At 32.1% G+C, this 26,352-nt stretch carries 24 protein-coding genes; 9 read left to right on the top strand and 15 right to left on the bottom strand.

Annotated elements, in window-relative coordinates; translation table 11 throughout:
• Positions 1 to 20: 20 nt before the first annotated feature.
• The 3 genes from ACYX4H_RS14345 to tpx all read right to left on the bottom strand — a co-directional run bounded on the left by ACYX4H_RS14345 (position 21) and on the right by tpx (position 3,424).
• Complete coding sequence (locus tag ACYX4H_RS14345) at positions 21 to 2,420, bottom strand: DNA translocase FtsK (protein WP_475296524.1); 2,400 nt, start codon at positions 2,418 to 2,420, stop codon at positions 21 to 23.
• A 126-nt stretch (positions 2,421 to 2,546) separates the two neighbouring features.
• Positions 2,547 to 2,915, bottom strand: coding sequence for a diacylglycerol kinase (locus tag ACYX4H_RS14340; RefSeq protein ID WP_476236953.1), 369 nt, complete (start codon positions 2,913 to 2,915; stop codon positions 2,547 to 2,549).
• 8 nt (positions 2,916 to 2,923) lie between these two features.
• Positions 2,924 to 3,424: a thiol peroxidase gene (gene tpx, locus ACYX4H_RS14335; RefSeq protein WP_475296522.1), complete on the bottom strand. Its 501-nt coding sequence runs from the start codon at positions 3,422 to 3,424 to the stop codon at positions 2,924 to 2,926.
• A gap of 177 nt (positions 3,425 to 3,601) precedes the next feature.
• Here tpx and ACYX4H_RS14330 point away from each other — a divergent pair, with 177 nt between their 5' ends.
• Both ACYX4H_RS14330 and katG read left to right on the top strand, forming a co-directional pair.
• The gene (locus ACYX4H_RS14330) at positions 3,602 to 4,147 is read left to right on the top strand and encodes a fasciclin domain-containing protein (RefSeq protein ID WP_476238670.1); all 546 of its coding nucleotides are present in this window, start codon (positions 3,602 to 3,604) and stop codon (positions 4,145 to 4,147) included.
• Positions 4,148 to 4,388: 241 nt separating this feature from the next.
• Positions 4,389 to 6,563: a catalase/peroxidase HPI gene (katG, locus tag ACYX4H_RS14325; RefSeq protein ID WP_476236952.1), complete on the top strand. Its 2,175-nt coding sequence runs from the start codon at positions 4,389 to 4,391 to the stop codon at positions 6,561 to 6,563.
• Between the two features lie 442 nt (positions 6,564 to 7,005).
• On the opposite strand, the gene ACYX4H_RS14320 is transcribed toward katG, so the two are convergent.
• The 4 genes from ACYX4H_RS14320 to nhaC form a co-directional block, all read right to left on the bottom strand.
• Entirely contained in the window at positions 7,006 to 7,263 is a 258-nt protein-coding gene (locus tag ACYX4H_RS14320; protein WP_475296520.1) for a DUF6952 family protein, read from the bottom strand.
• A gap of 67 nt (positions 7,264 to 7,330) precedes the next feature.
• Positions 7,331 to 7,639: a thioredoxin family protein gene (locus ACYX4H_RS14315; protein WP_475296519.1), complete on the bottom strand. Its 309-nt coding sequence runs from the start codon at positions 7,637 to 7,639 to the stop codon at positions 7,331 to 7,333.
• Positions 7,640 to 7,696: 57 nt separating this feature from the next.
• Positions 7,697 to 8,335: a peroxiredoxin gene (locus ACYX4H_RS14310; protein ID WP_476236951.1), complete on the bottom strand. Its 639-nt coding sequence runs from the start codon at positions 8,333 to 8,335 to the stop codon at positions 7,697 to 7,699.
• Between the two features lie 140 nt (positions 8,336 to 8,475).
• Positions 8,476 to 9,960, bottom strand: coding sequence for a Na+/H+ antiporter NhaC (nhaC, locus tag ACYX4H_RS14305; protein ID WP_476236950.1), 1,485 nt, complete (start codon positions 9,958 to 9,960; stop codon positions 8,476 to 8,478).
• A gap of 112 nt (positions 9,961 to 10,072) precedes the next feature.
• Between nhaC and ACYX4H_RS14300 the strand changes: the two genes are divergently transcribed.
• Positions 10,073 to 10,225 carry a hypothetical protein gene (locus ACYX4H_RS14300; RefSeq protein ID WP_475296515.1) on the top strand — a complete coding sequence of 51 codons (153 nt, stop codon included), beginning with the start codon at positions 10,073 to 10,075 and terminating at the stop codon, positions 10,223 to 10,225.
• Between the two features lie 292 nt (positions 10,226 to 10,517).
• Here the strand turns inward: ACYX4H_RS14300 and ACYX4H_RS14295 are convergent, their stop codons facing one another.
• Positions 10,518 to 11,717, bottom strand: a complete 1,200-nt coding sequence (locus tag ACYX4H_RS14295) for an aminotransferase class I/II-fold pyridoxal phosphate-dependent enzyme (protein WP_476236949.1) — start codon at positions 11,715 to 11,717, stop codon at positions 10,518 to 10,520.
• 157 nt (positions 11,718 to 11,874) lie between these two features.
• On the opposite strand from ACYX4H_RS14295, the gene ACYX4H_RS14290 reads away from it, so the two are divergent.
• From ACYX4H_RS14290 to ACYX4H_RS14270, 5 genes are all read left to right on the top strand, one after another.
• Positions 11,875 to 12,345 (top strand): Lrp/AsnC family transcriptional regulator, encoded by a 471-nt coding sequence (locus ACYX4H_RS14290; protein WP_476236948.1) that lies wholly within the window; start codon positions 11,875 to 11,877, stop codon positions 12,343 to 12,345.
• On the top strand, positions 12,335 to 12,961 hold the full coding sequence (locus tag ACYX4H_RS14285; protein ID WP_476236946.1) for a CPBP family intramembrane glutamic endopeptidase: 627 nt from the start codon (positions 12,335 to 12,337) through the stop codon (positions 12,959 to 12,961). Before ACYX4H_RS14290 ends, ACYX4H_RS14285 begins: the two co-directional genes overlap by 11 nt.
• Positions 12,962 to 13,050: 89 nt before the next feature.
• On the top strand, positions 13,051 to 13,563 hold the full coding sequence (locus tag ACYX4H_RS14280; RefSeq protein WP_476236945.1) for a hypothetical protein: 513 nt from the start codon (positions 13,051 to 13,053) through the stop codon (positions 13,561 to 13,563).
• Positions 13,564 to 13,624: 61 nt separating this feature from the next.
• Positions 13,625 to 14,356, top strand: coding sequence for a hypothetical protein (locus ACYX4H_RS14275; protein WP_476236944.1), 732 nt, complete (start codon positions 13,625 to 13,627; stop codon positions 14,354 to 14,356).
• Between the two features lie 41 nt (positions 14,357 to 14,397).
• On the top strand, positions 14,398 to 15,195 hold the full coding sequence (locus ACYX4H_RS14270) for a sensor histidine kinase (protein WP_476236943.1): 798 nt from the start codon (positions 14,398 to 14,400) through the stop codon (positions 15,193 to 15,195).
• A gap of 39 nt (positions 15,196 to 15,234) precedes the next feature.
• Here the strand turns inward: ACYX4H_RS14270 and ACYX4H_RS14265 are convergent, their stop codons facing one another.
• The 5 genes from ACYX4H_RS14265 to ACYX4H_RS14245 form a co-directional block, all read right to left on the bottom strand.
• Entirely contained in the window at positions 15,235 to 16,614 is a 1,380-nt protein-coding gene (locus ACYX4H_RS14265; RefSeq protein ID WP_476236942.1) for an aldehyde dehydrogenase, read from the bottom strand.
• Positions 16,615 to 16,641: 27 nt separating this feature from the next.
• Positions 16,642 to 17,343 (bottom strand): RluA family pseudouridine synthase, encoded by a 702-nt coding sequence (locus ACYX4H_RS14260; RefSeq protein ID WP_476236941.1) that lies wholly within the window; start codon positions 17,341 to 17,343, stop codon positions 16,642 to 16,644.
• Between the two features lie 52 nt (positions 17,344 to 17,395).
• Positions 17,396 to 18,214 carry a 3-methyl-2-oxobutanoate hydroxymethyltransferase gene (panB, locus tag ACYX4H_RS14255; protein ID WP_476236940.1) on the bottom strand — a complete coding sequence of 273 codons (819 nt, stop codon included), beginning with the start codon at positions 18,212 to 18,214 and terminating at the stop codon, positions 17,396 to 17,398.
• Positions 18,215 to 18,296: 82 nt separating this feature from the next.
• Entirely contained in the window at positions 18,297 to 19,718 is a 1,422-nt protein-coding gene (locus tag ACYX4H_RS14250) for an L-serine ammonia-lyase (RefSeq protein ID WP_476236939.1), read from the bottom strand.
• An 83-nt stretch (positions 19,719 to 19,801) separates the two neighbouring features.
• Entirely contained in the window at positions 19,802 to 20,416 is a 615-nt protein-coding gene (locus ACYX4H_RS14245) for a dual specificity protein phosphatase family protein (RefSeq protein ID WP_476236938.1), read from the bottom strand.
• 260 nt (positions 20,417 to 20,676) lie between these two features.
• Here ACYX4H_RS14245 and dnaK point away from each other — a divergent pair, with 260 nt between their 5' ends.
• Positions 20,677 to 22,590, top strand: a complete 1,914-nt coding sequence (dnaK, locus tag ACYX4H_RS14240) for a molecular chaperone DnaK (protein WP_476236937.1) — start codon at positions 20,677 to 20,679, stop codon at positions 22,588 to 22,590.
• An 83-nt stretch (positions 22,591 to 22,673) separates the two neighbouring features.
• Here dnaK and ACYX4H_RS14235 read toward each other — a convergent pair whose 3' ends face one another.
• Both ACYX4H_RS14235 and ACYX4H_RS14230 read right to left on the bottom strand, forming a co-directional pair.
• Positions 22,674 to 24,674 (bottom strand): toxin-antitoxin system YwqK family antitoxin, encoded by a 2,001-nt coding sequence (locus ACYX4H_RS14235; protein ID WP_476236936.1) that lies wholly within the window; start codon positions 24,672 to 24,674, stop codon positions 22,674 to 22,676.
• A gap of 3 nt (positions 24,675 to 24,677) precedes the next feature.
• Positions 24,678 to 26,321, bottom strand: a complete 1,644-nt coding sequence (locus tag ACYX4H_RS14230) for an acyl-CoA carboxylase subunit beta (protein WP_476238668.1) — start codon at positions 26,319 to 26,321, stop codon at positions 24,678 to 24,680.
• Between the last annotated feature and the right edge of the window lie 31 nt (positions 26,322 to 26,352).

Genomic DNA, 26,352 nt, shown 5'->3' with positions numbered 1-26,352 from the left:
TTCATTGTTTTTAATGTTTTTTACTGGATTTCGTTTTCAAGATGCTGATCTAGTGCTATTAAATCTGGTATTAATACTTGTCTAGCTTTACTGCCTTCAAAAGGGCCAACAATACCAGCAGCTTCAAGTTGATCAATTATTCTACCTGCTCTGTTATATCCTAATTTTAATTTTCGTTGTAATAAAGAGGCAGAACCTTGTTGTGCTGTTACAATAACAATGGCGGCATCTTTAAATAATTTATCTCTGTCTGCAATATCTATATCAATACTTGTGCCACTTTCTTCTCCAACGTATTCAGGCAGTAAATAAGCATCTGGATATGCTTTTTGGGCACCAATATAATCGGTTATTTTTTCAACTTCGGGCGTATCAACAAAGGCACATTGTATGCGTATCATATCATTACCTTGTGTGTATAGCATATCACCTCTACCAATTAATTGGTCGGCACCAGCGCCATCTAAAATGGTACGCGAATCTATTTTTGATGTTACCCTAAAAGCAATTCTAGCTGGGAAATTGGCTTTAATAATACCTGTAATTACGTTTACTGATGGGCGTTGCGTGGCAATAATTAAATGAATACCAATGGCACGAGCCAATTGTGCTAAACGTGCAATAGGCGTTTCAACTTCTTTTCCGGCAGTCATAATTAAATCTGCAAACTCATCAACAACTAAAACAATGTATGGTAAAAATTGGTGTCCATCATTTGGGTTTAGTTTGCGGTCTTTAAATTTACGGTTGTATTCGGCAATGTTACGGCACATGGCATTTTTTAACAACTCATAACGGTTGTCCATTTCAATACAAAGCGAGTTTAAAGTGTTTATAACCTTTGTGTTATCTGTAATAATAGCATCTTCACTATCGGGTAATTTTGCTAAATAATGACGTTCAATTTTATTAAATAGGGTTAGTTCTACTTTTTTAGGGTCTACTAACACAAATTTTACTTCGGCTGGATGTTTTTTGTAAAGTAATGAGGTTAAAACAGCATTTAAACCAACCGATTTACCTTGGCCCGTAGCACCAGCCATAAGCATGTGTGGCATTTTAGCCAAATCTACCACAAAGGTTTCATTACTAATAGTTTTTCCTAGTGCTATAGGCAATTGCATTTCTGAACTTTGAAACTTTTTTGATGCAATTACTGAGCGCATTGAAACAATGGTTGAGTTTTTATTTGGCACCTCAATACCAATAGTACCTTTTCCAGGAATTGGTGCAATAATACGAATACCTAAAGCAGATAATGACAGTGCAATATCGTCTTCAAGATTTTTAATTTTTGAAATACGAATACCTGCCTCTGGTACAATTTCATATAGTGTAACTGTTGGCCCAATGGTAGCTTTTATACTTGCAATGCCAATTTTATAATTGTTTAGGGTTTCAACAATTTTATTTTTGTTTTCTTCTAATTCTTCTTGATTTATGGTAATGCCTTCAGTATCATATTTTTTAAGAAGATCTAAATGTGGAAATTGATATTTGCTTAGCTCTAAAGTAGGATCAAATTCACCAAAATCTTCCACCAGTTTGTTTGATAAATTATCAGTTTCCGATTGTTCTTCAGCAATGTCTTCAACTTTAATTTCTAAGTTATTGGCTTCTTCTTCAACATCTTCGGCAACTGTTGGTGTAACTTCAACTTTAACGGTTGGTTCTTTAATAACAGGTGTTTCAATGGTTTCTTCTTTTTTATCATCTAAAGAAATTTCAAAGGCAGATTTTATAGCTTCGGCTTCTTCTGATAAATTGTTGTCAACAGCAATTATAACATCTTCTTTTGTTTTTGATAATTCATCGGTTACTTCTTTTTTAGCCAATTTGAAGGCGCTAACTATACTTTCAAAAGTTACCTTAAACCTAATAGCTAAATATGTAATTAAGCCAAATAGCAATAGGAGCGATGTGCCTATTTTACCAATGTAGTCTTGCAGAAAGCTATTAATTTCAAAACCAATAGCGCCACCAAGCATATCATTTTTATGTGCAAAAAAACCAAAAAATATAGCAACCCAAATGGCTATTAAAACACCCCAAAACCAATGTTTTCTTAAGCGTGTTTTTGGTAAATTCATTAACACATAAACACCAGATAAAAAGAAAAGACCAGCAAATATAAATGCTGAAACACCAAAACCGTTATGTATAAAAAAATGACTTAACCATGCACCAGTTTTGCTTAACCAATTTTGCGCTTTTACATCTCTAGATGTAAAATTGGTTAGTGTACTTTGGTCTTCAATACCTGTAAAAAAGTATGATACAAAAGCAACACATAAAACAATACCAAGTATAACCAAAAAACTACCAAATATTAGTTTTTGTTGGTTTGATAATTTGAAACTTGGCGCTTTAAGTTTTTTTTTAGTTGATGTTTTTTTGGTATTGGTTTTTTTCTTAGCCATTAACGGTTAACGTGTGAAAATGTTTGCATCGAAATTAATACGATGTGACAAAAATACAAATTACTAACATTAACGAAACTTTATTTTGAAAAATTGCACAACCTCAATTAAAGCAATGCCTTTTGCCTATAAAATTTTAGGAAGATAGATAATGCCACCTATAATGGTTGCAAAAAAAGCGGCAATAAAAACAGCACCAGCAGCAACATCTTTAATAATGCCAATTTTTTGGTGGTGTTCTGGGTGAATAAAATCTGCAACAGCTTCTATGGCAGTGTTAATACCTTCAATAGCCATAACTAATGCAATGGCAAAACACTGTAACACCCATTCAGTTGAGGAGATATTAAAAAAGAATCCTGCTATGGTAACAAATATGGCAATGCAAACTTGTATTTTAATACTAGCTTCGGTTTTAATAAGGTATATTGCACCTTTAAAAGCATAACCAACACTTTTTAAGCGATTTACCAAGAAGGATTCTTTTTTTTGCATGTTATGTTTTAGTATAAAACCTCTAAAGCAGCTTTGTAGTTAGGTTCATCAACGGTTTCGGCTACTTGTTCGGTATATAAAACTTCGCCATTTTCGTTAATGACTACAACGCTTCTAGATAGTAAACCTTCAAGAGGGCCATCAACAAAATTTACGCCATAATTTTTACCAAAATCGCCGGTTTTAAAATCTGATAAATTAACCACATTCTTTAAACCTTCGGCACCACAAAAGCGGTCTTGTGCAAAAGGTAAATCGCGTGATATACAAAGTACTTTAGTGTTTTCAAGTTCACTAGCTTCGGTGTTAAATTGTCTAACAGATTGTGCGCATGTACCGGTATCAACACTTGGGAAAATATTTAATACTATTCTACTGCCAGAAAAATCGTTTAAACTTTTTGAAGATAAATCGGTTGCTGTTAATGTGAAATCAGGTGCTTTTTCACCAACTTTTGGTAAACTACCCGATGTGTTTATAGGGTTTCCTTTTAATGTTACTGTTGCCATAATGTTTATTTAATTTTTTATAAAAGTAAGGATTATAAATATGTTCATTGCTAAAATAGTGTTAATGGATGTTAAAATTGAATTTTTAAAAAACCGGTGGTTTTAAAATTTCGTTAGTAGAGTAAATCATAAAAAATAAAAAACATGAAACGATTTAATTTAATTACCAAAACAGTAATGTTAGCCTTAGTTTTAATCACTTCTACTGCCATGGCGCAAACTAGTATGAAATCTGAAAAAACTAAAATGGTTGGAGGTGCCGCCATGTATCCAACAAAAAATATTATTGAAAATGCTGTAAACTCAAAAGATCATACAACTTTAGTAGCTGCCGTAAAAGCTGCTGAATTGGTTGAAGTTTTACAAGGCGATGGCCCTTTTACGGTGTTTGCACCCACTAACAAAGCGTTTAGTAAATTACCAGCAGGTACTGTAGATAATTTATTAAAACCAGAGAACAGAAAAATGCTTCAAACCGTACTTACATATCATGTTGTTGCTGGTAAATGGAATGCCAATGATGTTATGAAACTTATTAAAGATAATAGTGGAAAAGCCAAAGTTAAAACTGTTAGCGGCGGTACCATTACTTTATGGTTAAAAGGTAAAAGTGTTTATGTGAATGATGAAAACGGAAATTCAGCTAAAGTAATAATTGCAGATGTTAATCAATCTAACGGCGTTATTCATGTAATTGATACGGTTTTACTACCAAAATCTTAATAAGCATTATCTAAAACATTTTTTTGAGTTAGTTTATAAAAGCGCCTTTTGGCGCTTTTATAGTTTTTAATTATAGATTTTGTTTAAGTTATAATTAATTTTTATGTGATTATAATTTTTTAGAATTAGCTATTTCAGTTTGAGTTGTTTTTATAATATAAATTTAACTTTTATAAATCATGATGGTTTATTAAAAATCAGTATTTTTTAGTAATCATTTCAAAATTAAATAAATAAGCATATGGAAAACTCAACAAACAAATCATCAGGTAAGTGCCCTTTTATGCACGGTTCAAATACTGCCGCAGAAAAGTCTGTTACAGAATGGTGGCCAAAATCTCTAAATTTAGATATTTTACATCAGCATGATACAAAAACCAATCCGTTAGGTGAAAAGTTTAGTTATAAAGACGAGTTGAAATCTTTAGATGTTGAAGCATTAAAAGCAGATTTACGTGAATTATTAACAACTAGCCAAAGTTGGTGGCCAGGAGATTGGGGATCATATTTAGGTATGATGGCGCGTGTGGCGTGGCATGCAGCAGGTACATACAGGCTTGCCGATGGTAGAGGAGGCGCCGGCACAGGAAATCAACGTTTCGCACCACTAAATTCATGGCCAGATAATGCCAATACAGATAAGGGAAGACGCTTACTTTGGCCTATTAAAAAGAAATATGGTAACAAAATTTCATGGGCAGATTTAATTATTCTTGCAGGTACTTTAGCGTATGAAATTGCTGGTTTAAAAACCTTTGGTTTTGCTTTTGGTAGAGAAGATATTTGGCACCCAGAAAAAGATGTGTATTGGGGCGCAGAAAAAGAGTGGCTTGCCTCAAGTAATAATAGATATGATGATGTTGAAACTCCTGAAACGCTTGAAAACCCTTTAGCAGCAGTACAAATGGGATTAATTTATGTAAACCCAGAAGGCGTAAACGGTAAACCAGATCCTTTAAAAACTGCAGCAATGGTTAGAGAAACTTTTAAACGAATGGCTATGGATGATGAAGAAACCGCTGCGTTAACTGCAGGTGGACACACCATTGGAAAAAGCCATGGTAATGGAAATCCAGATGATTTAACAGCGGCACCTGAAGGCGCAGATATTGAGTTTCAAGGCTTAGGTTGGATGAATACAAAATCTAGAGGTGTTGGTAGAAATGTTTTAGCGGGCGGACCCGAGGGCGCGTGGACTACAAACCCAACAAAATGGGATGGTGGCTATTTTGAAATGTTATTAGACTATGATTGGGAGTTAACCAAAAGTCCTGCAGGCGCCTTACAATATAAACCTGTAAATATAAAAGACGAACACAAACCTGTTGATGTTGAAGATGATTCTATTTTAACCATGCCCATGATGACCGATGCTGATATGGCAATGAAGGAAGATCCTATTTACCGAGAGTACATGGAAAAGTTTAGAGCAGATCATGACTATTTTTCTGATACTTTTGCACGTGCTTGGTTTAAACTAACACATAGAGATATGGGACCAAAAGAACGTTATTTAGGGCCCGATGTACCTACCGAAGATTTAATTTGGCAAGATCCAGTACCAAAAGGAAATACTAATTATGATGTTGAAGCTGTAAAAACCAAAATAGCAGCAACTAATTTAACTATAGGCGAACTTGTTTCTACAGCTTGGGATAGTGCTAGAACGTTTCGTGGTTCAGATTTTAGAGGTGGCGCTAATGGTGCGCGTATACGTTTAGAACCGCAAATAAATTGGCAAGGTAATGAGCCCGAAAAACTTCAAAAAGTATTACATATTTTGCAGCCTATTGCTTCAGAATTTAATATAAGTGTTGCCGATACTATTGTTTTAGCAGGTAATGTAGGTATTGAAAAGGCTATAAAAAATGCCGGATTACAGGTAGATGTTCCGTTTGAAAAGGGTAGAGGTGATGCTACTGCAGACATGACGGACGCTGAATCTTTTGAACCTTTAGAGCCGGTTGCCGATGGTTTTAGGAACTGGTTGAAAAAAGAGTATGTTGTAACTCCTGAAGAAATGCTTTTAGATAGAGCTCAATTAATGGGATTAACAGCTGCAGAAATGACCGTTATTTTAGGAGGTATGCGTGTTTTAGGTACTAACTATGATGGTACAAAGCATGGTGTTTTTACAGAAAATAAAGGCGCATTAACAAACGATTTTTTTGTGCATTTAACTGATATGAATTACCAATGGAAACCAGCTACCAACGGTATATTTAATATTGTTGAGCGTAGCACAGGTAACACTAAATTTACAGCAACACGTGTAGATTTAATTTTTGGTTCTAATTCAATTTTACGTAGTTATGCCGAAGTATATGCACAAGATGATAATAAAGAAAAATTTGTAAAAGATTTTGTGGCCGCTTGGGTAAAAGTTATGAATGCAGATAGATTTGACATTTTATAAAATCAAAGTAGATATGTGAAAAAAAGGAGTGGATTTTAAATCCACTCCTTTTTTAATTATTAACTAAATAGCTTATAAATACAGCAGTAAATAAGAATGTTACTATGGTACTAAAAAGCCAAAGCCATTCAAATTTTTTAGTTTTGTAAAGTTGTATTGTAGACATTGTACATGCTATTAAAGCAAGCAGGCCAGCAATTAAGAATACAGCTAAAACTAAGTTGAATAGGTAATCAAACTTCGAACTCCAAAAAAAATAACTCAGTTTAATATATATCATTAAACTACCAGTAAAAGTTAATAGCAGTGAAAATAGTAAAAGCTTTTTAATACTCATATTTTAGTTAATGAATCTATTTTAAACGTTGGCTAAGGTTATAAAAATAAGAAACCACTTTGCATACACAAAGTGGTTTTAAAATTTTTCTTTTTCTAATAGTATCTATTTGTCAATAGAACCTAAAACACGTTGCATAAAATTATTTAGTGCTTCTTTTTTAGGTGTACCATCTTTAATCATTTTATTAACTTCAACTGCACCGTACATGTTAGAGATTAGCTCACCTATAACATCTAATTCTTCATCTTTTAATGATGGTACTTCGGTTAAAGCTTCTAATGTTTCAATTGTTTCATGAACAAAATCTTCATCGTTTTCTTCAATAAACTGTGTTAAATGTTTAATTACTGGTAACTTCATAAATAAATTGTTATTAGTCATTTCCGCGAAAGCGAAAACTATTTTGTGTGTTTATGTGTTAAAAAAACTAAATTACTTCGTTAACAAGTTCTTTTAAAACATCAAACTTATTAGTTTGTACTTGATTTTGTTTACTTCCGTTTTTAAAAGTGGCAAAGGTTGGTAAATTATCAACAGTTGCTAATTTTCTAGATTCTGGAAATTTTTCAGCATCAACAATTACAAATGAAACGTTTTCATTTTCTGAAGCTAATTTTTTAAATTTTGGCTTCATAATACGGCAATTACCACACCAAGTGGCAGAGTATTGCACAATTACAGTATCGTTTTCTGAAACAATACTTGCTAAATTATCTTGTTCTAATTCTTTTACCATAGCAATATTTTTTTAAATCAAGGCAGAAAATGTTTCTACCTTGATTGTTGTTATTTTTTAGTGACTAGCTAAGTATGATGCAACACCATCTCTATTGGCATTCATGCCATCTTTACCTTCTTCCCAGTTTGCTGGACAAACTTCACCTTTTTCTTGTACGTGTGTTAAGGCATCAACTAATCTAATGTACTCACCAACGTTTCTACCTAAAGGCATATTGTTTATGCTTTCGTGTTGTACGGTACCTTCTTCATCAATAATATATGTAGCTCTGTAGGTTACGTTATCACCTTCAACTTGTACAGTACCAGTTTCTTCGTCGTATTTTTCATTAGTAATATCTAAAATACCTAAAATGCTAGAAAGGTTTCTGTTACTATCTGCAAGAATTGGATAAGTAACGCCCTCAATACCACCGTTATCTTTAGCAGTGTTTAACCATGCAAAGTGTACTTCTGGCGTGTCACAAGAGGCACCAATTACAATAGTGTTTCTTTTTTCAAATTCTGGTAATGCCGCTTGAAAAGCATGTAACTCTGTAGGGCAAACAAAAGTAAAATCTTTTGGATACCAAAAAAGCACAACTTTCTTTTTGTTGTTTACAGCTTCTTCTAATACGTTAAGTTTAAAAGTATCGCCCATTTCGTTCATGGCGTCTACGTTTAAATCAGGGAATTTTTTACCTACTAATGACATGTTTTTATATTTAAATAGTTATTAAATTTTTACACTACAAATATAAAATACAGTTAAGAATTCATTTAAAATTAAAATTTTAATTTCTTATTTATTAATAGATATTAATTATAGTTTGTTTTTTTATCTATAATTTATTTTTATTTTGAAGTGAGTTGTTTTATTTTAATTCTGAAGGCCGCAAAAAGTAAAGTCATAAACGGGCTTAACCAGTTAAAAATAGCAAAAAACACATAATCTACTACTGGTACACCTAAAACACCCGAATGATAAGCACCACAAGTATTCCAAGGAATTAGTACCGATGTAACTGTGCCAGAATCTTCTAATGTTCTACTTAAATTTTCTGGAGCTAAACCTTTATCTTCATATGCTTTTTTAAACATTTTACCCGGTACTACTAATGCTAAATATTGATCGGAAGCTGTGAAATTTAAAGCTAAACAACTAGCCACGGTGCTAGCAAATAACCCAAAAACAGATGAAGCAAAACTTAATAACGCTTCGCTTATTCTAGATAAAGCACCAATAGCATCCATAACACCACCAAAAACCATGGCACAAATAATTAACCAAATGGTACCAAGCATACCGTTCATGCCTCCAGATGAAAATAAATCATTCAATTCAGCACTTGAAGTTTCAACAGCCGCATCAACAGTAATGGCGTTCATTACACCTTTATAAGCCGATGTAAAGGTTAAACTATCAGCTTGTGCAACTGCCATAACAATGTTTGGCTGAGCAATAATAGCAGTAATACCACCCAAAAGTGTTCCTACCAAAAGCGCTACCAGGGGTGGTGTTTTTTTTATAATCATTCCAATTACAATAACAGGCACAATAAATAACCAAGGCGAAATATTAAAAGCATTATCAATGGCTATTAATTTATCTGAAATGTCTGGTGTGCCAGTAGTATCAATACTTAACCCAATAATAATAAATATTACCAGGGTTATAACAATAGTTGGTATAGTAGTTAAGGCCATGTATTTTATATGAGAAAATAATTCGCCTCCAGCCATAGCAGGTGCTAAGTTTGTAGTATCACTTAATGGCGACATTTTATCACCAAAATAAGCACCAGAAAGCACAGCACCGGCGGTCATGCCTAAAGAAATGCCTAAAGTTTCACCAATACCAATTAAAGCAATACCAACTGTGGCCGATGTTGTCCAGCTACTACCTGTTGCTACCGATATAATGGCACAAATAACCACACAAGCAGCCAAAAATATAGTTGGATTTAATATTTGTAAGCCATAATAAATCATAGAAGGTATAATACCACTAATAAGCCATGTGCCGGCTAAAGAGCCAACCATTAAAAGTATTAATATAGCACCTGATGTAGATTTCAAATTTTCGGCAATTTCATCAAGCATTTGTTGGTATGAAACCTTATTAAAAAAGCCAACTATAGCAGCTACTGCAGCCCCTAATAGTAAAATAAATTGATTACTACCACTTAAAGCATTATCACCATAAACAAAAAAAACATTGAAAAACAGCATAATAACCAAAGCAAAAACAGGAATTAAAGCTTCCCATATGCTTAATTGTTTGTTAGTTATAATGTTTTCATCTTGTGGTTCTCTTGGTTTAATGTTTTGACTTTCCATAAATAATTTCTATATTTAGCGTGAAAGTAACAATTTCTTTTTAATTGTTGCTTTTGAAGTATAATTGCTAATTTAATTTCTTTTAAAAGAAATCTCTCAAATACTCTCAAAAATGGTTCTTTTAATAATTTCAATTACTGCCTTAGTTTTATTAGGCTTTTTCTTTTACATTGATAGTTATACATCACATATTGAAGATGATAACGATTTTGAAATTTCTCCAGATTATATACCAGAACATAAAAAAAGAACACCCTTTAGGTAAAGTTATATATGCTTTTTTATTACTAAAGTATTTGACTTTTAGTTGTTTACGTGTCTAATGTGTATAACTTAAATCCTCAGGTATTATGACTTTTTTTGTTTTAACCATGGTATTAATAGTATTGGTATGTTTATTATTTTCTTTTGATAAGACTTTTATGTTGATACAGAAAAGAAAAAAAAGCAATTATAACATACCTGACGATATAAATGATGAAAATTAATTAGCATTGTATTATACTAATAATAATTGGCTGTAGCTTATAGCTTCAACCAATTATAAAAAATGTTTATTATAGAACATTTAGAGATTCCATACAATGTTTCATCATACTATAAGTTCTATCAATATCTGCATCTAAACCAATTGAAAAACGTATTAAACCATCTGTTAAGCCCATTTTAATTTGCTCTTCTTCAGGTATTTCAGATGATGTTGAAGTTCCAGGAGCACTAAACAACGTTTTATAAAAACCTAAACTCACAGCTAAATAGCCAAGGTTTTTTTGTTGCATCATCTCCATAAGCTCATTTGCTTTTTCTAAAGAGCCAACATCAATAGTTAACATGCCGCCAAAACCATATTCTTCGTTCATTTGAGATTTAAATAAGTTGTGTGATGGATGTGATTTTAAGCCAGGATACACCGTTTTAAGGCCATCTGCTTCAAACTTTTCAGCTAAAAACAATGCATTTTTACTGTGTTGTTGCATTCTAATGTGTAAAGTTCTAAGGTTTTTAAGTACAGATGCGGCTCTTAAACTATCCATAGTGCTACCCAATAGCATTGATGCGCCGTTGTTTACGTTTCTTAAGTCATTAATAAAATCTTGAGTGCCACAAATAACACCGCCAACAGTATCACTAGCGCCATTAATAAATTTTGTTAAACTATGAATAACTACATCAGCGCCCAGTTTTATTGGCGAAATTGATAGCGGAGAAAAAGTATTGTCTACTACCAGTTTTATACTATGTTTTTTAGCAATGGTGGCTAAAGCTTTTAAATTGGCAATTTCTAAAAGCGGGTTACTAACCGATTCGCAAAAAATAACTTTAGTGTTTTTAGTTATAGCAGCTTCAACCGTTTCAGGTTTTGTTATATCAACAAAACTTGTTGAAATATTAAATTTAGGGGTGAAGTTTTTAAGAAACGCATACGTGCCACCATAAATAGTTCTACTAGAAATTATATGGTCTCCAGCGTTGCAAAGCTGTAATAAAGTTGCTGTAATGGCACCCATACCAGACGCTGCAACATTGGCAGTTTCAGTACTTTCCATAGCGGCTAAAGCTTCGCCTAAATATAAGTTTGAAGGCGATGAATGTCTGGAATACAAGTAGCAGCCGTCTGCGTTTCCTTCAAAAGTATCAAACATTGTTTTTGCTGAAAGGAACGTATAGGTTGATGAATCTGAAATTGAAGGATTAACGCCTCCAAACTCACCAAAATATTGTAAATCTTGTATTTGGTTTGCTGGTTTAAAGCTCATTTTGTATGTGTTTTATTTTTAGTAAAAGTCATAATTTTAAGTTGTTTTATCAATAGTATATGTTACATGGTGAAAATAAATCTTATAATTTGTTTTTATTGCGAATAATTTTCTATATAATACTGAGGTGTAACTTTAATCCGAAAAATTTTCAATCATGGTGTTTGATTCAATTGATAAAAAACTTTTAGAGCTTTTACAAACCGATAGTAAGCAAACTAATAAAGAACTTTCTAACAAACTGAATTTATCTGTTACAGCAGTTTATGAGCGTATTAAAAAGCTGGAAAGAAGCGGATTTATAAAAAGCTACGTAGCTATACTAAATAAAGAAAAAGTTGCTAAAAATTTTAGTGTGTATTGCCACGTAAAATTGGTGCAACACACACAAGAGTATGTGGTGAGTTTTGAAAAAGAAGTAAACCAACTAAACGAAGTTTTAGAGTGTTACCATTTAAGTGGCGATTATGATTATTTACTTAAAGTTTTAGTAAGTGATATGGCCGCTTTTAGAGAATTTATGGTAAAAAAACTAACTACAATTAGGCATATTGGTAGTACACGTAGTATGTTTGTAATAAATGAAGTAAAACATACCACAGCTATTAATTTTGAAAATGAAGAGTAGCATTTATAAGTATATTGAGTTTTTTATAATTTTTATAGTAATACCGGTAAGTTTTACATGCAATTATTTGCCAATAATTAAACTTATTATTGGTGTTTTAGGCTTTGCTTATGTAATTTTTGTGTTAATAAAAATTGAAGGATTAAAATTTAAAATAGCACAAAATTTAAATTGGAAACGCTTTAGTAAACAAACGCTTACAAAGTTTTTAATTATAGCAACAGTAACTACTTTATTTGTATGGGTTACTAATAAGAATGCGTTGTTTTACGTACTACTTAATAAACCTCAATTATATGTGTTTATTTTGTTTGTTTACACATTTTTATCGGTTTATCCGCAAGAGTTAATTTATCGTACATTTTTTTTCAGTCGTTATAAAAGTTTAGTAAAAAACGCTCAATTATTTTTATTATTAAATGCCTTGGTTTTTGCTTTAGCGCATTTACTTTTTAAAAATACATTGGTGCTTATTTTAACTTTTTTGGGCGGTTTATTGTTTGCATACACCTATAAAAAAACAAACTCAACACTATTAGTATCAATAGAGCATGCGTTATATGGTTGTTGGTTATTTACAGTTGGCATGGGTAGTATGTTAGGTTTTCCAACGTAATTAATTATTCTAAAATTTTTAATTATTTCAATATTTAAAAAAATTAGTACTTTTAGCATTTCCGCTATTAACTTAAACAAATGTAATTTATGAAAAATTTTAAAGTCCTCCTTTTGGGGTTAGTTACAGGTGCTTTGCTAACGTACTTTTTTTGCCCAAGACATTCAAAAAGCATGGAAAATTTGCACGTAAGTAAAAAAGTTCCAAAAGATACAATAACCTTTGCTCAAGGTATTAAGCTATTTAAAAATTGGCAAAAAAATAATCCAACAGAAATTGATTCTTTAATAGAAGTTGAAGGCCCTAGAAAAATAACAACTAATGTTGGTTGGTCTTTAGATGTTGTAAAAGAATATTTAGCTTATGCTGAAGCAAAATCTGATTCACTAGGATATAAAATGACGGGTATTACCGTATTTATGGGTAATTATGGAAATAACTCAAAATCTAAAAAGAAAAACCGAAACACACTTTTTATAGTACCTACAGGTTTTAAAAACACCTCTAAAGCAGGCGTATTAAATTTTAATATTCAAAACGATAATAAAATACCGGCGCCACCATTAAATGCAGGTACTGGAGGAACTGATGGTTTACCTTGATTTTATTGTTAAAACCATTTATATGAATGAAGAACACAAATTATTCAACTAAACCGTTGTTATGGAAGATTTTTTTTTAAAAAATTATCTTTTATTAACCCATTCAGTTGAAATAATAGCAGCTTCTGTAAGTTTATTACTTTTAAAAAAATATAAATTTACAGAGGCTAAACTTTTTAGTTATTTTTTAGTTTGTGTGGTGTTGTTTGATTTTTTAGGAGGTTATACATGGTATATTAGAGGCAATAAATTTTTAAGCTTTTTAAAAGGAACAATTATTGAAAAAAACTATTGGTGGACTACCACATACTGGAGTGTAGGAGCCATTTTGTTTTTTGGGTTTTATTACCATAAAGTTTTAAGTAATAGAAAGTTTAAAAAAATAATAAAGATAGCTTCAATTACTTTTTTAGCCTTTTCAATATTCTATATAGCTTGTAATTTTCAAGATTTTTTCAATAAATTTTTTCCCGTAATTAATGTTACAGGAGCCATAATTATTTTTATGTGCTCAGTATTCTATTTCTTAGAAATTTTATTAAGCGATAAAATATTACATTTTTATAAAGATTTGAATTTTTATATAAGTGCTACAATTTTTATTTGGTGGCTAATTATTACGCCCATAGTTTTTTATGATATATATACAACGTATGAAATAGATGTTTTCAGCGATGTAAAATATAGAAAATTAAGGTATTTAATTTATTTATTTGCTAACATCTTTATGTACTCAACCTTCACCTTTGCCTTAATTTTTTGTAAACCCGAAAATAAAACGCAACCAGTTTAATTATTACTTTTTTACCGTTCAAAATAAAACATATCTTTTTTATGCTTCAAATAAAACCAATAACTAGTACAGCTTCAGAACGGTATTTATTAATTTATATGATAGCTGTTTTGGTAATTATAACCGCTCTAGTTATTGTGTTTTTTGTGGTGTTTTTAAAACGTAAAAACAAGATGCTTTTAGAAAAAATAGCTCAAGAGCAAGCCTTTGAAAAAGAAATTTCTTTAGCTCAAACCGAAACTCAAGAGCAAACACTTAAAAATATTGGATGGGAATTGCATGATAATGTGGGGCAATTATTATCCTTTGCAAGTATGCAATTAAGCATTTTAAAAATGCAAGCAAGTGAAGATTTAAAAAGTAAATTTAAAGACACCAGTGATGCCTTAAGTCAAAGCTTGCAAGAGGTAAGGCAATTATCACGAACATTAAATAACGAAGTTGTTTTAAATATAGGTTTTGAAAAATCTATTGAAAATGAATTAAAACGTTTAAAAAAAATGAAGTTTTCTAAAGCAGAATTAGTTGTTTTAGGAGATAAAAAGCCTTTTGAAAACAGGCAACATGAAATTATTTTATTCAGAATAATTCAAGAATTCTTATCAAATTCAGTAAAATATTCTGAAGCACAAAACCTTAGTGTTACATTAAACTACAACAATGAAAATCTTACTATTATTGCAAAAGATGATGGTATAGGTTTTAATGTAAGCACAGTACAAAAAGGCGCTGGGTTATTAAATATGCAAAGCAGAGCCAAATTAGTAAACGCTCAATTAAACTTACAATCTGCAGTTGGTAATGGTGTTACGCTTAGCATAAATTATCCTTTTGTTTAATAGTTTTTTTAAGGTTGAAATTTTATGAGCATTTAAAAATTAACCAAACCATTTAAACATCGTTTTTAAAAGCTTAAATTTTTTAGTTGTATATGGTGCGTATCGCACAGGCGGATCAATCCAATTACTACGTTTTACAATAGCTTTTTTATGTGTAAACGTATCAAAACCATACTTGCCATGATAAGCACCAATACCACTATGGCCAACACCGCCAAAGGGTAATTTATGGTTGGCTAAATGAATAAGTAAATCGTTAACTACACCACCGCCAAAAGCAAACTTTTTAATACTATTTTCTACAAATTTTTTGTTGTTTGAAAAAATATAAAAGGCAAGTGGTTTTTCATAATGCCAAATAATGTTTTCAATATCAACTTCTGTTTCATAAGTTAAAATAGGAAGTATTGGACCAAAAATTTCGTCTTTCATTAAAGCTGAGTTAACATCATTAACAGCTACTAAAGTAGGTGATATAAAACATTTTGTAGTTATAACATTGCCTCCGTAAAGTATGTTAGCACCTAGTAACATTTTTGCTAACCTTTTCGTGTTTTTTTCGTTTATAATTAGTGGGTAATCTTTTGATGTTTCTATATTTTCACCATATGCTTTATTAATTTCATTTTTAATAGCTTCAACAAAATCATTTTTAATAGTTTTATGTACAATGGCATAATCTGCAGCTACACATGTTTGCCCACCATTTAAAAATTTACCCCAAACAATGCGTTTAGCAGCCAATTTTAAATTAACGGTCTCATCAACAATACAAGGCGATTTTCCACCCAATTCTAAAGTAACAGGCGTTAAATGTTTAGCCGCTGCTTTGGCTACAATTTTGCCAACAGGCACGCTGCCGGTAAAAAAAATATAATCCCATCTTTGGGCAAGTAATTCTGTAGAAGTATCAACGCCGCCTAGTATCGTTTTAACTACAGTTTCAGGAAAAACTTTTACTATAATTTTTTCAATTAAGTTTGAAGTGTTTTCAGTAAGTTCACTGGGTTTTAAAACAACGGTATTTCCAGCAGCAATGGCCATTATTAGTGGCTCTAAGGCTAGTAAGAAAGGGTAGTTCCAGGGGCCAATTACAAGTACAGTTCCGTAAGGTTCATTGTAAATATAATCTTTTGAAGGAAACATAAGTATTGAAGCCTTAACCCGTTGTGGTTTAGCCCATTTTTTTAAGTTTTTTATGCTTAGGTTTAGTGCCGAAATTACCAAACCAAACTCACTTAAAAAGCTTTCAAATTTTGGTTTTTTAAAGTCGTTATTCAGTGCAGTATAAATGTTTTGCTCATTAGCAATTATTTCAGCTTTTAAAGCTTTTAATAATTGTAGCCTATAAACAAGATTTTTAGTTTTTTGGGTTTTGAAAAATGCTTTTTGCGCACTGATTATTTCTGGAATGTTCATTAAAACTTTTTCTTTAAATATAAGAAATTAGTTAGAACAAGCAGCCCAAATAGCGTCATTAGGTAAAGGAGCTGTTACTTTTATATTTTCTTTTGAAACAGGATGTTCAAACTGAATTTGTTTGGCATGTAGGTGTATGCTGGCATCTTTATTACTGCGTTGTGCACCGTATTTTAAATCGCCTTTAATAATGCAACCAATATTTGAAAGCTGACATCTAATTTGATGATGCCTTCCTGTTTCTAAATTAACCTCAAGTAAGCAATAATTATCTAGTTTTTTTAATAATTTATAATGAAGAATGGCTTTTTTACTATCTTTTATTTCACTGTTGTGGGCGTAAGATTTATTGTTTTTTGGGTTCTTTTTTAGCCAGTTAATAAGTGTGCCTTTAGGTTTTGAAGGTTCATTATTAACCACAGCCCAATACGTTTTATCTATATCTTTTGAAATAAACAATTTATTTAACCGTGTTAAAGCTTTACTTGTTTTAGCAAAAATTACAATACCAGTAGTTGGCCTATCTAAACGATGTACAGTGCCTAAAAATACATTGCCAGGTTTATTGTATTTATTTTTAATATAGCTTTTAACAACATCACTTAAAGGTGTATCGCCTGTTTTATCTCCTTGTACAATATCACCGGCACGTTTATTTACAATAATAATGTGGTTGTCTTCATAAATAACTTGAAGATTGCCTTTATTTGATAAAACTTTATTAGACACTAATTGCACAGATTATTATAAATTATAAACAAGCACCAAACAATTAATAGTTTTAGTATTGTTCCTCTTCATTAGGAAAATCAACACTTTTAACATCAGCTACATATTGTTTCATAGCGTTTGTCATGTCTTCATATAAGTTTAAATACCTGCGTAAAAAACGCGGATTAAACTCGTGTGTCATGCCAAGCATATCATGTAAAACAAGTACTTGTCCATCTACATGTGGGCCAGCACCAATACCAATAATGGGAATGCTTACACTTTGGGCTACTTTTTTAGCAAGCGAAGCAGGTATTTTTTCTAAAACAATAGCAAAACAGCCAATACGTTCAAGCATTTTGGCGTCTTCAATAAGTCTTTCTGCTTCTTCTTCTTCTTTAGCTCTAACAGTATAAGTGCCAAATTTATAAATAGATTGTGGTGTTAAACCAAGATGGCCCATAACAGGAATACCAGCGTGCAGAATACGTTTAATAGAATCTTTAACCTCTTTACCGCCTTCAAGTTTTACAGAATGGGCACCACTTTCTTTCATAATTCTAATGGCAGAACGCAAGGCTTCTTTGGGGTCACTTTGGTAACTTCCAAATGGTAAATCTACCACTACTAAAGCTCTGTCAATAGCTCTAATTACTGATGATGCATGATAAATCATTTGGTCTAAAGTAATTGGTAGTGTAGTTTCATGACCTGCCATAACATTACTAGCAGAATCACCAACTAAAATAACATCTACCCCTGCGCCATCAACAATTTTTGCCATTGTATAATCATAAGCTGTTAGCATTGATATTTTTTCGTTGGTTCGTTTCATATCAACCAATGATTTTACGGTAACGCGCTTATATTCTTTTTTTGCAGTAGACATTTGTTTTAGTTTAGTAATTAATTTGGTTGTAAATGTAGTAAATTTAACTGTAAAGCCTTTAAATTATAATATGTTTAGGTGTTTAGCAATCGCTTAAATGAACACCAATAGCTAAACCACCTTCACTGGTTTCTTTGTATTTGGTATTCATATCTTTAGCAGTTTCCCACATGGTAGAAACCACTTTATCTAAAGGTACTTTGGCATTTTCTGGGTTGGTGTCAAGCGCTAATTCTGCCGCATTTATAGCTTTAATGGCACCCATGGCATTGCGTTCAATACAAGGTATTTGTACGAGGCCTCCAATAGGGTCGCAGGTTAAGCCTAAATGGTGTTCCATAGCAATTTCGGCAGCAATTAAAACTTGTTCTGGTGTACCGCCTAAAAGTTCGCAAAGCGCACCTGCGGCCATGGCAGATGATACACCAATTTCTGCTTGACAGCCACCCATTGCGGCACTAATAGTAGCACCTTTTTTAAAAATACTGCCAATTTCGCCAGCAACAAGTAGAAATTTTTTAATGTCTTCAAAATTTCCATCGTGATTTTCAATTACTAAATAATACATTAAAACTGCAGGAATAACCCCAGCACTTCCATTTGTGGGAGCAGTAACTACACGCCCAAGTGAGGCATTAACTTCGTTAACAGCTAAGGCAAAACAGCTTACCCATTTTATTATCTGGCGGAATTTAACCTCGGTATCTCTAATGCTATAAATCCATTCTGTAGCATTTGCATATGGTTTATTGCCTATTAATTTACAGTGCATGTCATAGGCTCTTCGTTTTACGTTTAAACCTCCAGGTAATATGCCTTCGGTGTGGCAGCCGGTATACATGCTATCTAGCATAACATTCCAAATACGTTTTAATTTGTAGTTAATTTCAGTTTCGGTTCTAATTGATTTTTCGTTTTCTAAAACAACTTGAGAAACAGACATATTTAATGCCTTGCAAAACGCTAATAACTCAGTGCCTTTTTCAACCGGGTATGGGAATGTACATTTTATTTCAAAATTCTTTTTGGCGTTTTTTCGTTTCTTTTTTACTACAAAACCACCACCAATAGAGTAGTATTTTTTTGTGAATTTTCTTCCATTAATTAGGGCTGTAAAACTCATGCCATTTGCATGAAAAGGCAGAAATTCTTTATTAAAAATAATATCGGTTTCTGGGTTAAAAGCTATTGGTTTTTCAGCTGCAAACAATATTGTTTTGTTTGTATTAATAGCATTTATAATTGTTTTTATTTTTGTGGTGTTTATGGTTTCAGGGTTTTCGCCACTAAGCCCAAGCATAACAGCAAAATCTGTGGCATGCCCTTTTCCTGTTAAAGATAACGAGCCGTACAAATTAACTGTGATTTTTTCAACTAAATGAAACTTATTGGTATCTTTTAATTTATTTATCCAGCGTTCGGCAGCACGCCAAGGCCCTAAAGTATGTGAGCTTGAGGGGCCAACGCCAATTTTTAACATATCAAAAACAGAGATACATTCCATATTCACGAAAACGTTATAGTTTGGGCAAATATAAATTGTTTTTTTATGTATTTAGTTATAATTACTGAAGACTTTTAGTAGGGTTAAGTTGCCACTCTAAATGGTTTTTTCTTTTTAACTTTTAATTTAATTACAGCAGGTTGTTGGTCAGTACGTTTTGTGTAATTATTTAAAAAATCACCTTTAGCTTTTCCTATGGCAAAAGAGCTCCATTTTGTTAGCAATCTTGTTTTTTTTCTGGCCTTTTCATTGCTCCAGCCTTCATATTCTATTCTATATAATGCCGAAAATAATTTAGCTCGCCCTACGCCATGGTGACAATGTATTAAAACCGGATAATTATTGGGGTTATCCATTATATTTAAAAACGATTTTACTTGTTTCTTTTTGGGTACTTGTGCAGTACCATTGTAAAAATAGGTAATTGTGTCGGTTTTTTCTAAGGCTGCTTTTTCGGCATTAACTTCAGTAGTAATTTCAGGATTATTTTTTAAATCAGTAGTTCCCGGAAGCCTTAAATCTACTACGCTTTTAATATTGTGTTCGTTTAAAAAATCTACAATTTTATTGGGATTAATTACACCACTTTTGTATACTTTTCCTTTAGATACGGTTCTAAAATTATACTTAAAATACTTAAGGTAAAGCTTAACTACATTTAAATTACTAAAAAAATTAGTGGCATATTTAGGTTTCATAATAAAACAACTATTTAAAAGTAGCAATTTAAAAGTTTAATTAAAGCTTCTTTTTAAGCAAACATTAAAATAGAAGTAGTTAATAATAAGCTAAAGTTATTAATAATTAGCTTGTTAACATTACAATAAACTTAAGCTAAAGTGTAGTTTACAATTTGTTAATTATGACACTGTGTCAGTATTTTTTTGTTGGCATAAAGATTGACTACATTAAACCGAACATTAAAAAGAACATTCAACACAATAAAGTATAACATATTATGAGTAAAATTATTGGAATAGATTTAGGAACAACCAACTCTTGCGTTTCAGTAATGGAAGGAAATGATCCTGTAGTAATCCCAAACGCAGAAGGGAAACGTACTACGCCATCTGTAATTGCATTTGTTGAAGGCGGTGAGATTAAAGTTGGTGATCCTGCTAAAAGACAAGCGGTAACAAACCCTACAAAAACAGTTTATTCTATTAAACGTTTTATGGGTAATAAATATTCTGAGTCTAAAAACGAAGCAGAACGCGTACCTTATAAAGTAGTAAAAGGTGATAATGACACTCCTAGAGTTGATATTGATGGCAGATTATATACGCCACAAGAATTAAGTGCTATGATTCTTCAAAAAATGAAGAAAACAGCCGAAGATTATTTAGGTGCAGATGTAAGTAGAGCAGTAATTACTGTACCAGCTTATTTTAATGACAGTCAACGTCAGGCAACTAAAGAAGCTGGTGAGATTGCTGGATTAAAAGTAGAACGTATTATAAACGAGCCTACTGCAGCAGCATTAGCTTATGGCTTAGATAAAAAAGGATCTGACCAAAAAATAGTGGTTTTTGATTTTGGTGGTGGTACACACGATGTATCAATTTTAGAATTAGGCGATGGCGTTTTTGAAGTATTATCAACAGATGGTGATACACACTTAGGTGGTGATGATGTTGATGATAAAATTATTAATTGGTTAGCTGAAGAATTTAACGCTGAAGAAAACATGGATTTAAGACAAGATCCTATGTCGCTTCAACGTTTAAAAGAAGCTGCTGAAAAAGCAAAGATAGAGTTATCATCTTCTGAACAAACTGAAATTAATTTGCCATACATTACAGCCACAGCAAGCGGGCCAAAACACTTAGTACGCACATTAACACGTAGCAAATTTGAGCAATTAATTGATGATTTAGTAAAACGTACAATAGAGCCTTGTGAGTCTGCATTAAAAGCAGCCGGTTTAAGCAAAAGTGATATTGATGAAATTATTTTAGTAGGTGGTTCAACACGTATTCCTGCAGTACAAAAAGCTGTTGAAAATTTCTTTGGTAAAGCGCCAAGTAAAGGTGTAAACCCAGATGAAGTAGTATCTTTAGGAGCTGGTATTCAAGGTGGTGTTTTAACAGGCGATGTTAAAGATGTATTACTTTTAGATGTAACACCATTATCTTTAGGTATTGAAACTATGGGTAACGTATTTACAAAATTAATTGAAGCAAATACAACCATTCCTACCAAAAAATCGCAAGTATTCTCTACAGCTGCCGATAATCAGCCATCTGTTGAAATACATGTGTTACAAGGAGAAAGACCAATGGCCGCAGATAACAAAACCATTGGGCGTTTTCACTTAGATGGTATTCCACCAGCAAGACGTGGTACACCGCAAATTGAAGTAACATTTGATATTGATGCCAACGGTATTATAAAAGTATCTGCTGAAGATAAAGCAACAGGTAAAAAACAGGATATTAGAATTGAAGCATCTTCTGGATTAACTGAAGAAGAAATTCAAAAAATGAAAGCAGATGCTGAAGCTAATGCTGAAGCAGATGCTAAAGCGGCAGAGTCTGCTAAAAAATTAAATGAAGCAGATTCTATGATTTTCCAAACAGAAAAACAATTAGAAGAGTTTGGTGATAAATTATCTGATGATAAAAAACAACCAATTCAAGCAGCTTTAGAAGAGTTGAAAAAAGCTTACGAAACTAAAGATGTTGCTACAATTGAACCTGCTTTAGAAAAAATGAACGAAGCTTGGAAAGTGGCTTCTGAAGAAATGTATAAAGCACAAGCTGAAGCACAACAAGCTGGTGGTGCTCAACCAGGACCAGATGCTGGTGCAGCAGGCGGAAACGCTAATGAAGGAAGTGACGTTGAAGACGTTGATTTTGAAGAAGTGAAGTAATTCACAAAATTCAATATAAAATAAGTAAAAAACGCAACTCTAATGAGTTGCGTTTTTTTGTTTTATTTGCCTAACATAAAAGTTTAAAAAGACTTCTTAAAAATGAGTTTTTCGTCTTTATCATATGCTCTCCAAGTGCCTTTTTGTTTATTGTCTTTATACTTACCAGAAATTTTTAAAACGCCATTTTCATAGTATTCTTTGTACTTACCATGTTTTACACCATCTTTTAGTTGAACACTTATTTTAACGCTGCGATTTTTATAGGTTTTTATATACTCATTGGCTGTTAAATCACTGGGGTAAATTTCAGGAACGTTGAAAATAGTATCTTCATTTAAAGTAGATTTATTTGGTGCATCTATAATTATTGATGATTTTTTAGGTTTGCTAATTACTTCATTAACACTTTGCTTTACAGTGTATTTAGTTTTAACTATTTCAGGGTTTTCATAATTAATAATTAGCTTGCTATCAAATAGCTCATCATCTGGACTAAATTGAAAACCTATCTGCGGGAAACAAATAAAATACGCTTTGTTGGCTTTTAAATCTTGTTTTTTATTATAGTCTAAAAAATCATAAATAGTATTGTATAGTGTAGGCGTATTTACAAAAGCAAAAATACTTGAGCTTTTGTCAAATTGAGAGTTGAAATCAGTAAAAGGTTCAAAGTTTTCTAAGGTTTCTTTGGCTTTGTATTTATCAATAATTGTTTTTATGGTATTGGGATCATTACTAAATACCACATAATCTTCAATAATAGAGAAATAAGGCTTTTCAATATCTTTAAACAGTTTTCCTAATAAAATTTTGAAAAACCCTTTTATAGACATAAAGTTAATTTCATAACCTTTATAATTAACGTCTTTAAATTTTATAGGGCTTTTCTTTTTAATTTGTTTTAAAACAAAGTTTAGGCGGTCTTTGGCATCATCTACATCATTAGTTTTTAAAATTAATGCAATATTTTTTTTAGAATTGGAAACCGAAGATGGAAGTTGTAACAAGGCAATTTCATCATCAATCCAGCTCATAAAGTCCATTTTTAAATCTATATCTAGAAGGTTTTCTACGCTTTCAGTGCCATCTAAATAACTTTTAAATTGTTCAGGGTCTTCTTTTAAAATGGTTTCAAAATTCTCATAAAATTTAGTAAAACTATCAAAAGAAAAACTTAAATAAAATGCCGTTTCATTGGGTGCAATTTCAGGAATACTTCGCTTGCCTTTGCCAGAATTTTGTAGGGCTTTTAAATATGCCGTTGCGTTTTCATTGGTGTTAGTTACGCCGTTTGCTGTTATGCAATTATTATTTAAATTAAAATGAAAACCAGACCAATTTAAACTGGCGCCAAGAGTTGATATTATATCATTTGGTTTGTTAGAAAATACGTTTAGGTAGTTTTCTAAATATTCATACTGAAAATACAAACGGAACATATCACTATAGCCAATTTCCTTTTTAACTTCAATATAATCTAGATTTCTACCAATTTCAGGTTCCATGTATTGGTCAATACTTGCTTCAACCAAAATGTGGGTGTACGAAGCTATTAATTGGTTTTTTATGAAACTTATGTATAGTGTTTCTCTTTCTGTAATATCATAAATTTCAGTTATTTCATGGTTATGATATTTACGCTTGTTTATTTTGTAATTACTGCTAACAAAGGTGTTTAAATGACTTTTAATTAAATTAAGTTTTGAAAGTTTCTGCAAGTCAACCACATAAAAGAAATCATATTTTTTAGGCGAAAAAACATGCGCAGAGATTAGAAGTTCCCTATTTCCAATGCGTTCTAACAACCCTTTCTGATTGTTAAAAATAGTATCAACAGCACTAAGATGTTCTGTTAGATTTTTAAAATAGCTGTTTTTTTGAAGGTGCAGCCAAGTATCACTTTTTGTAATGGCTTCCCAATTATCAATAGGCTCTTGGGTTTCTATAATAAAAACAGCATCTTTAGGAACTAAATAAATAGATTGAATATTATCATTATTGTTTAAATAGAAATTATAAACCTGATAACAAATAAATATTAAAAGAGCTGTAAGAAGTAGAAGTAGAGGCTTTTTTTTCATAGGTTATACTTGTAACACGCCTAAATTAAAAGGTTTTTCAATAGGAGCGTGGTTAGCGGCTTCTATACCCATACTAATCCACTTTCTAGTATCTAAGGGGTCTATAATGGCGTCCGTCCAAATTCTAGCAGCAGCATAGTATGGTGATACTTGGTTATCGTATCTGGCTTTTATTTTATTGTATAGGGCTTCTTCTTTTTCTTTGGTAAAAGTTTCGCCTTGTTTTTCTAAAGATGCTTTTTCAATTTGAAGCAATACTTTTGCAGCACTATTACCACTCATAACCGCTAATTCTGCACTAGGCCATGCAACAATTAAGCGCGGATCATAAGCTTTACCACACATGGCATAATTGCCTGCGCCATAACTATTACCAATAACTACAGTGAATTTTGGCACTACCGAATTACTAACGGCATTTACCATTTTAGCACCATCTTTAATAATACCACTATGCTCGCTTTTACTACCAACCATAAAACCGGTAACATCTTGTAAAAATACCAACGGAATTTTCTTTTGGTTACAATTGGCAATAAACCTGGTTGCTTTATCTGCACTATCATTATAAATTACGCCACCAAATTGCATTTCGGCAGGTTTTGTTTTAGCGCCTGTGGTTTTTACTATTTGGCGTTGGTTTGCAATTATACCAACTGCCCAACCATCAATACGTGCATAACAAGTAATTATGGTTTGCCCGTAACCGGCTTTATATTCTTCAAATTCAGAATTATCAACCAAACGTTTTATAATTTCATACATGTTATATTGATCGGCGCGACTTTTGGGTAAAATTCCATAAATATCTTCTTGTTTTTCTATGGGTTTACTAGCTTTAATTCTATTAAAACCTGCTTTATCAAAATCACCTATTTTATCAACTATGTTTTTAATTTTATCAAGAGCATCTTTATCATCTTTTGCTTTATAATCGGTAACACCCGATATTTCGCAATGTGTTGTAGCGCCGCCTAAAGTTTCATTATCAATACTTTCGCCAATAGCTGCTTTAACCAAATAACTTCCTGCCAAAAAAATACTTCCTGTTTTATCTACAATTAGGGCTTCATCACTCATAATGGGTAAATAAGCGCCACCAGCAACACAACTGCCCATAACCGCAGCAATTTGTGTTATACCCATACTACTCATAATAGCGTTGTTTCTAAAAATACGACCAAAGTGCTCTTTATCTGGAAAAATTTCATCTTGCATGGGTAAATACACACCGGCAGAATCTACCAAATAAATAATAGGTAATTTATTTTCAATAGCTATTTCTTGGGCTCGTAAGTTCTTTTTTCCTGTAATAGGAAACCAAGCACCGGCTTTAACTGTGGCGTCATTGGCTACTACAATACACTGTTTACCTTTAATGTGGCCTATTTTAACAACTACACCACCTGACGGACATCCACCATGTTCTGCATACATATTTTCACCAGCAAAAGCAGCTATTTCAATACTTTTACTATCGTCATCTAACAAATACTCAATACGTTCTCTAGCACTCATTTTTCCCTTAGCGTGAAGCTTTTCAATACGGTTTTTACCACCACCAAGTTTTACCTTGGTAAGTTTTTTTCTTAATTCTGATACTAAAAGTTTATTATGATCTTCGTTTTTGTTGAAGTTAATGTCCATAGTCATTTTGTTTCCCGCTAAAGTACAAAAG

This window comes from Seonamhaeicola sp. ABD4_340 (genome assembly GCF_056312135.1).
This window is presented reverse-complemented; position numbering and strand designations above follow the sequence as displayed.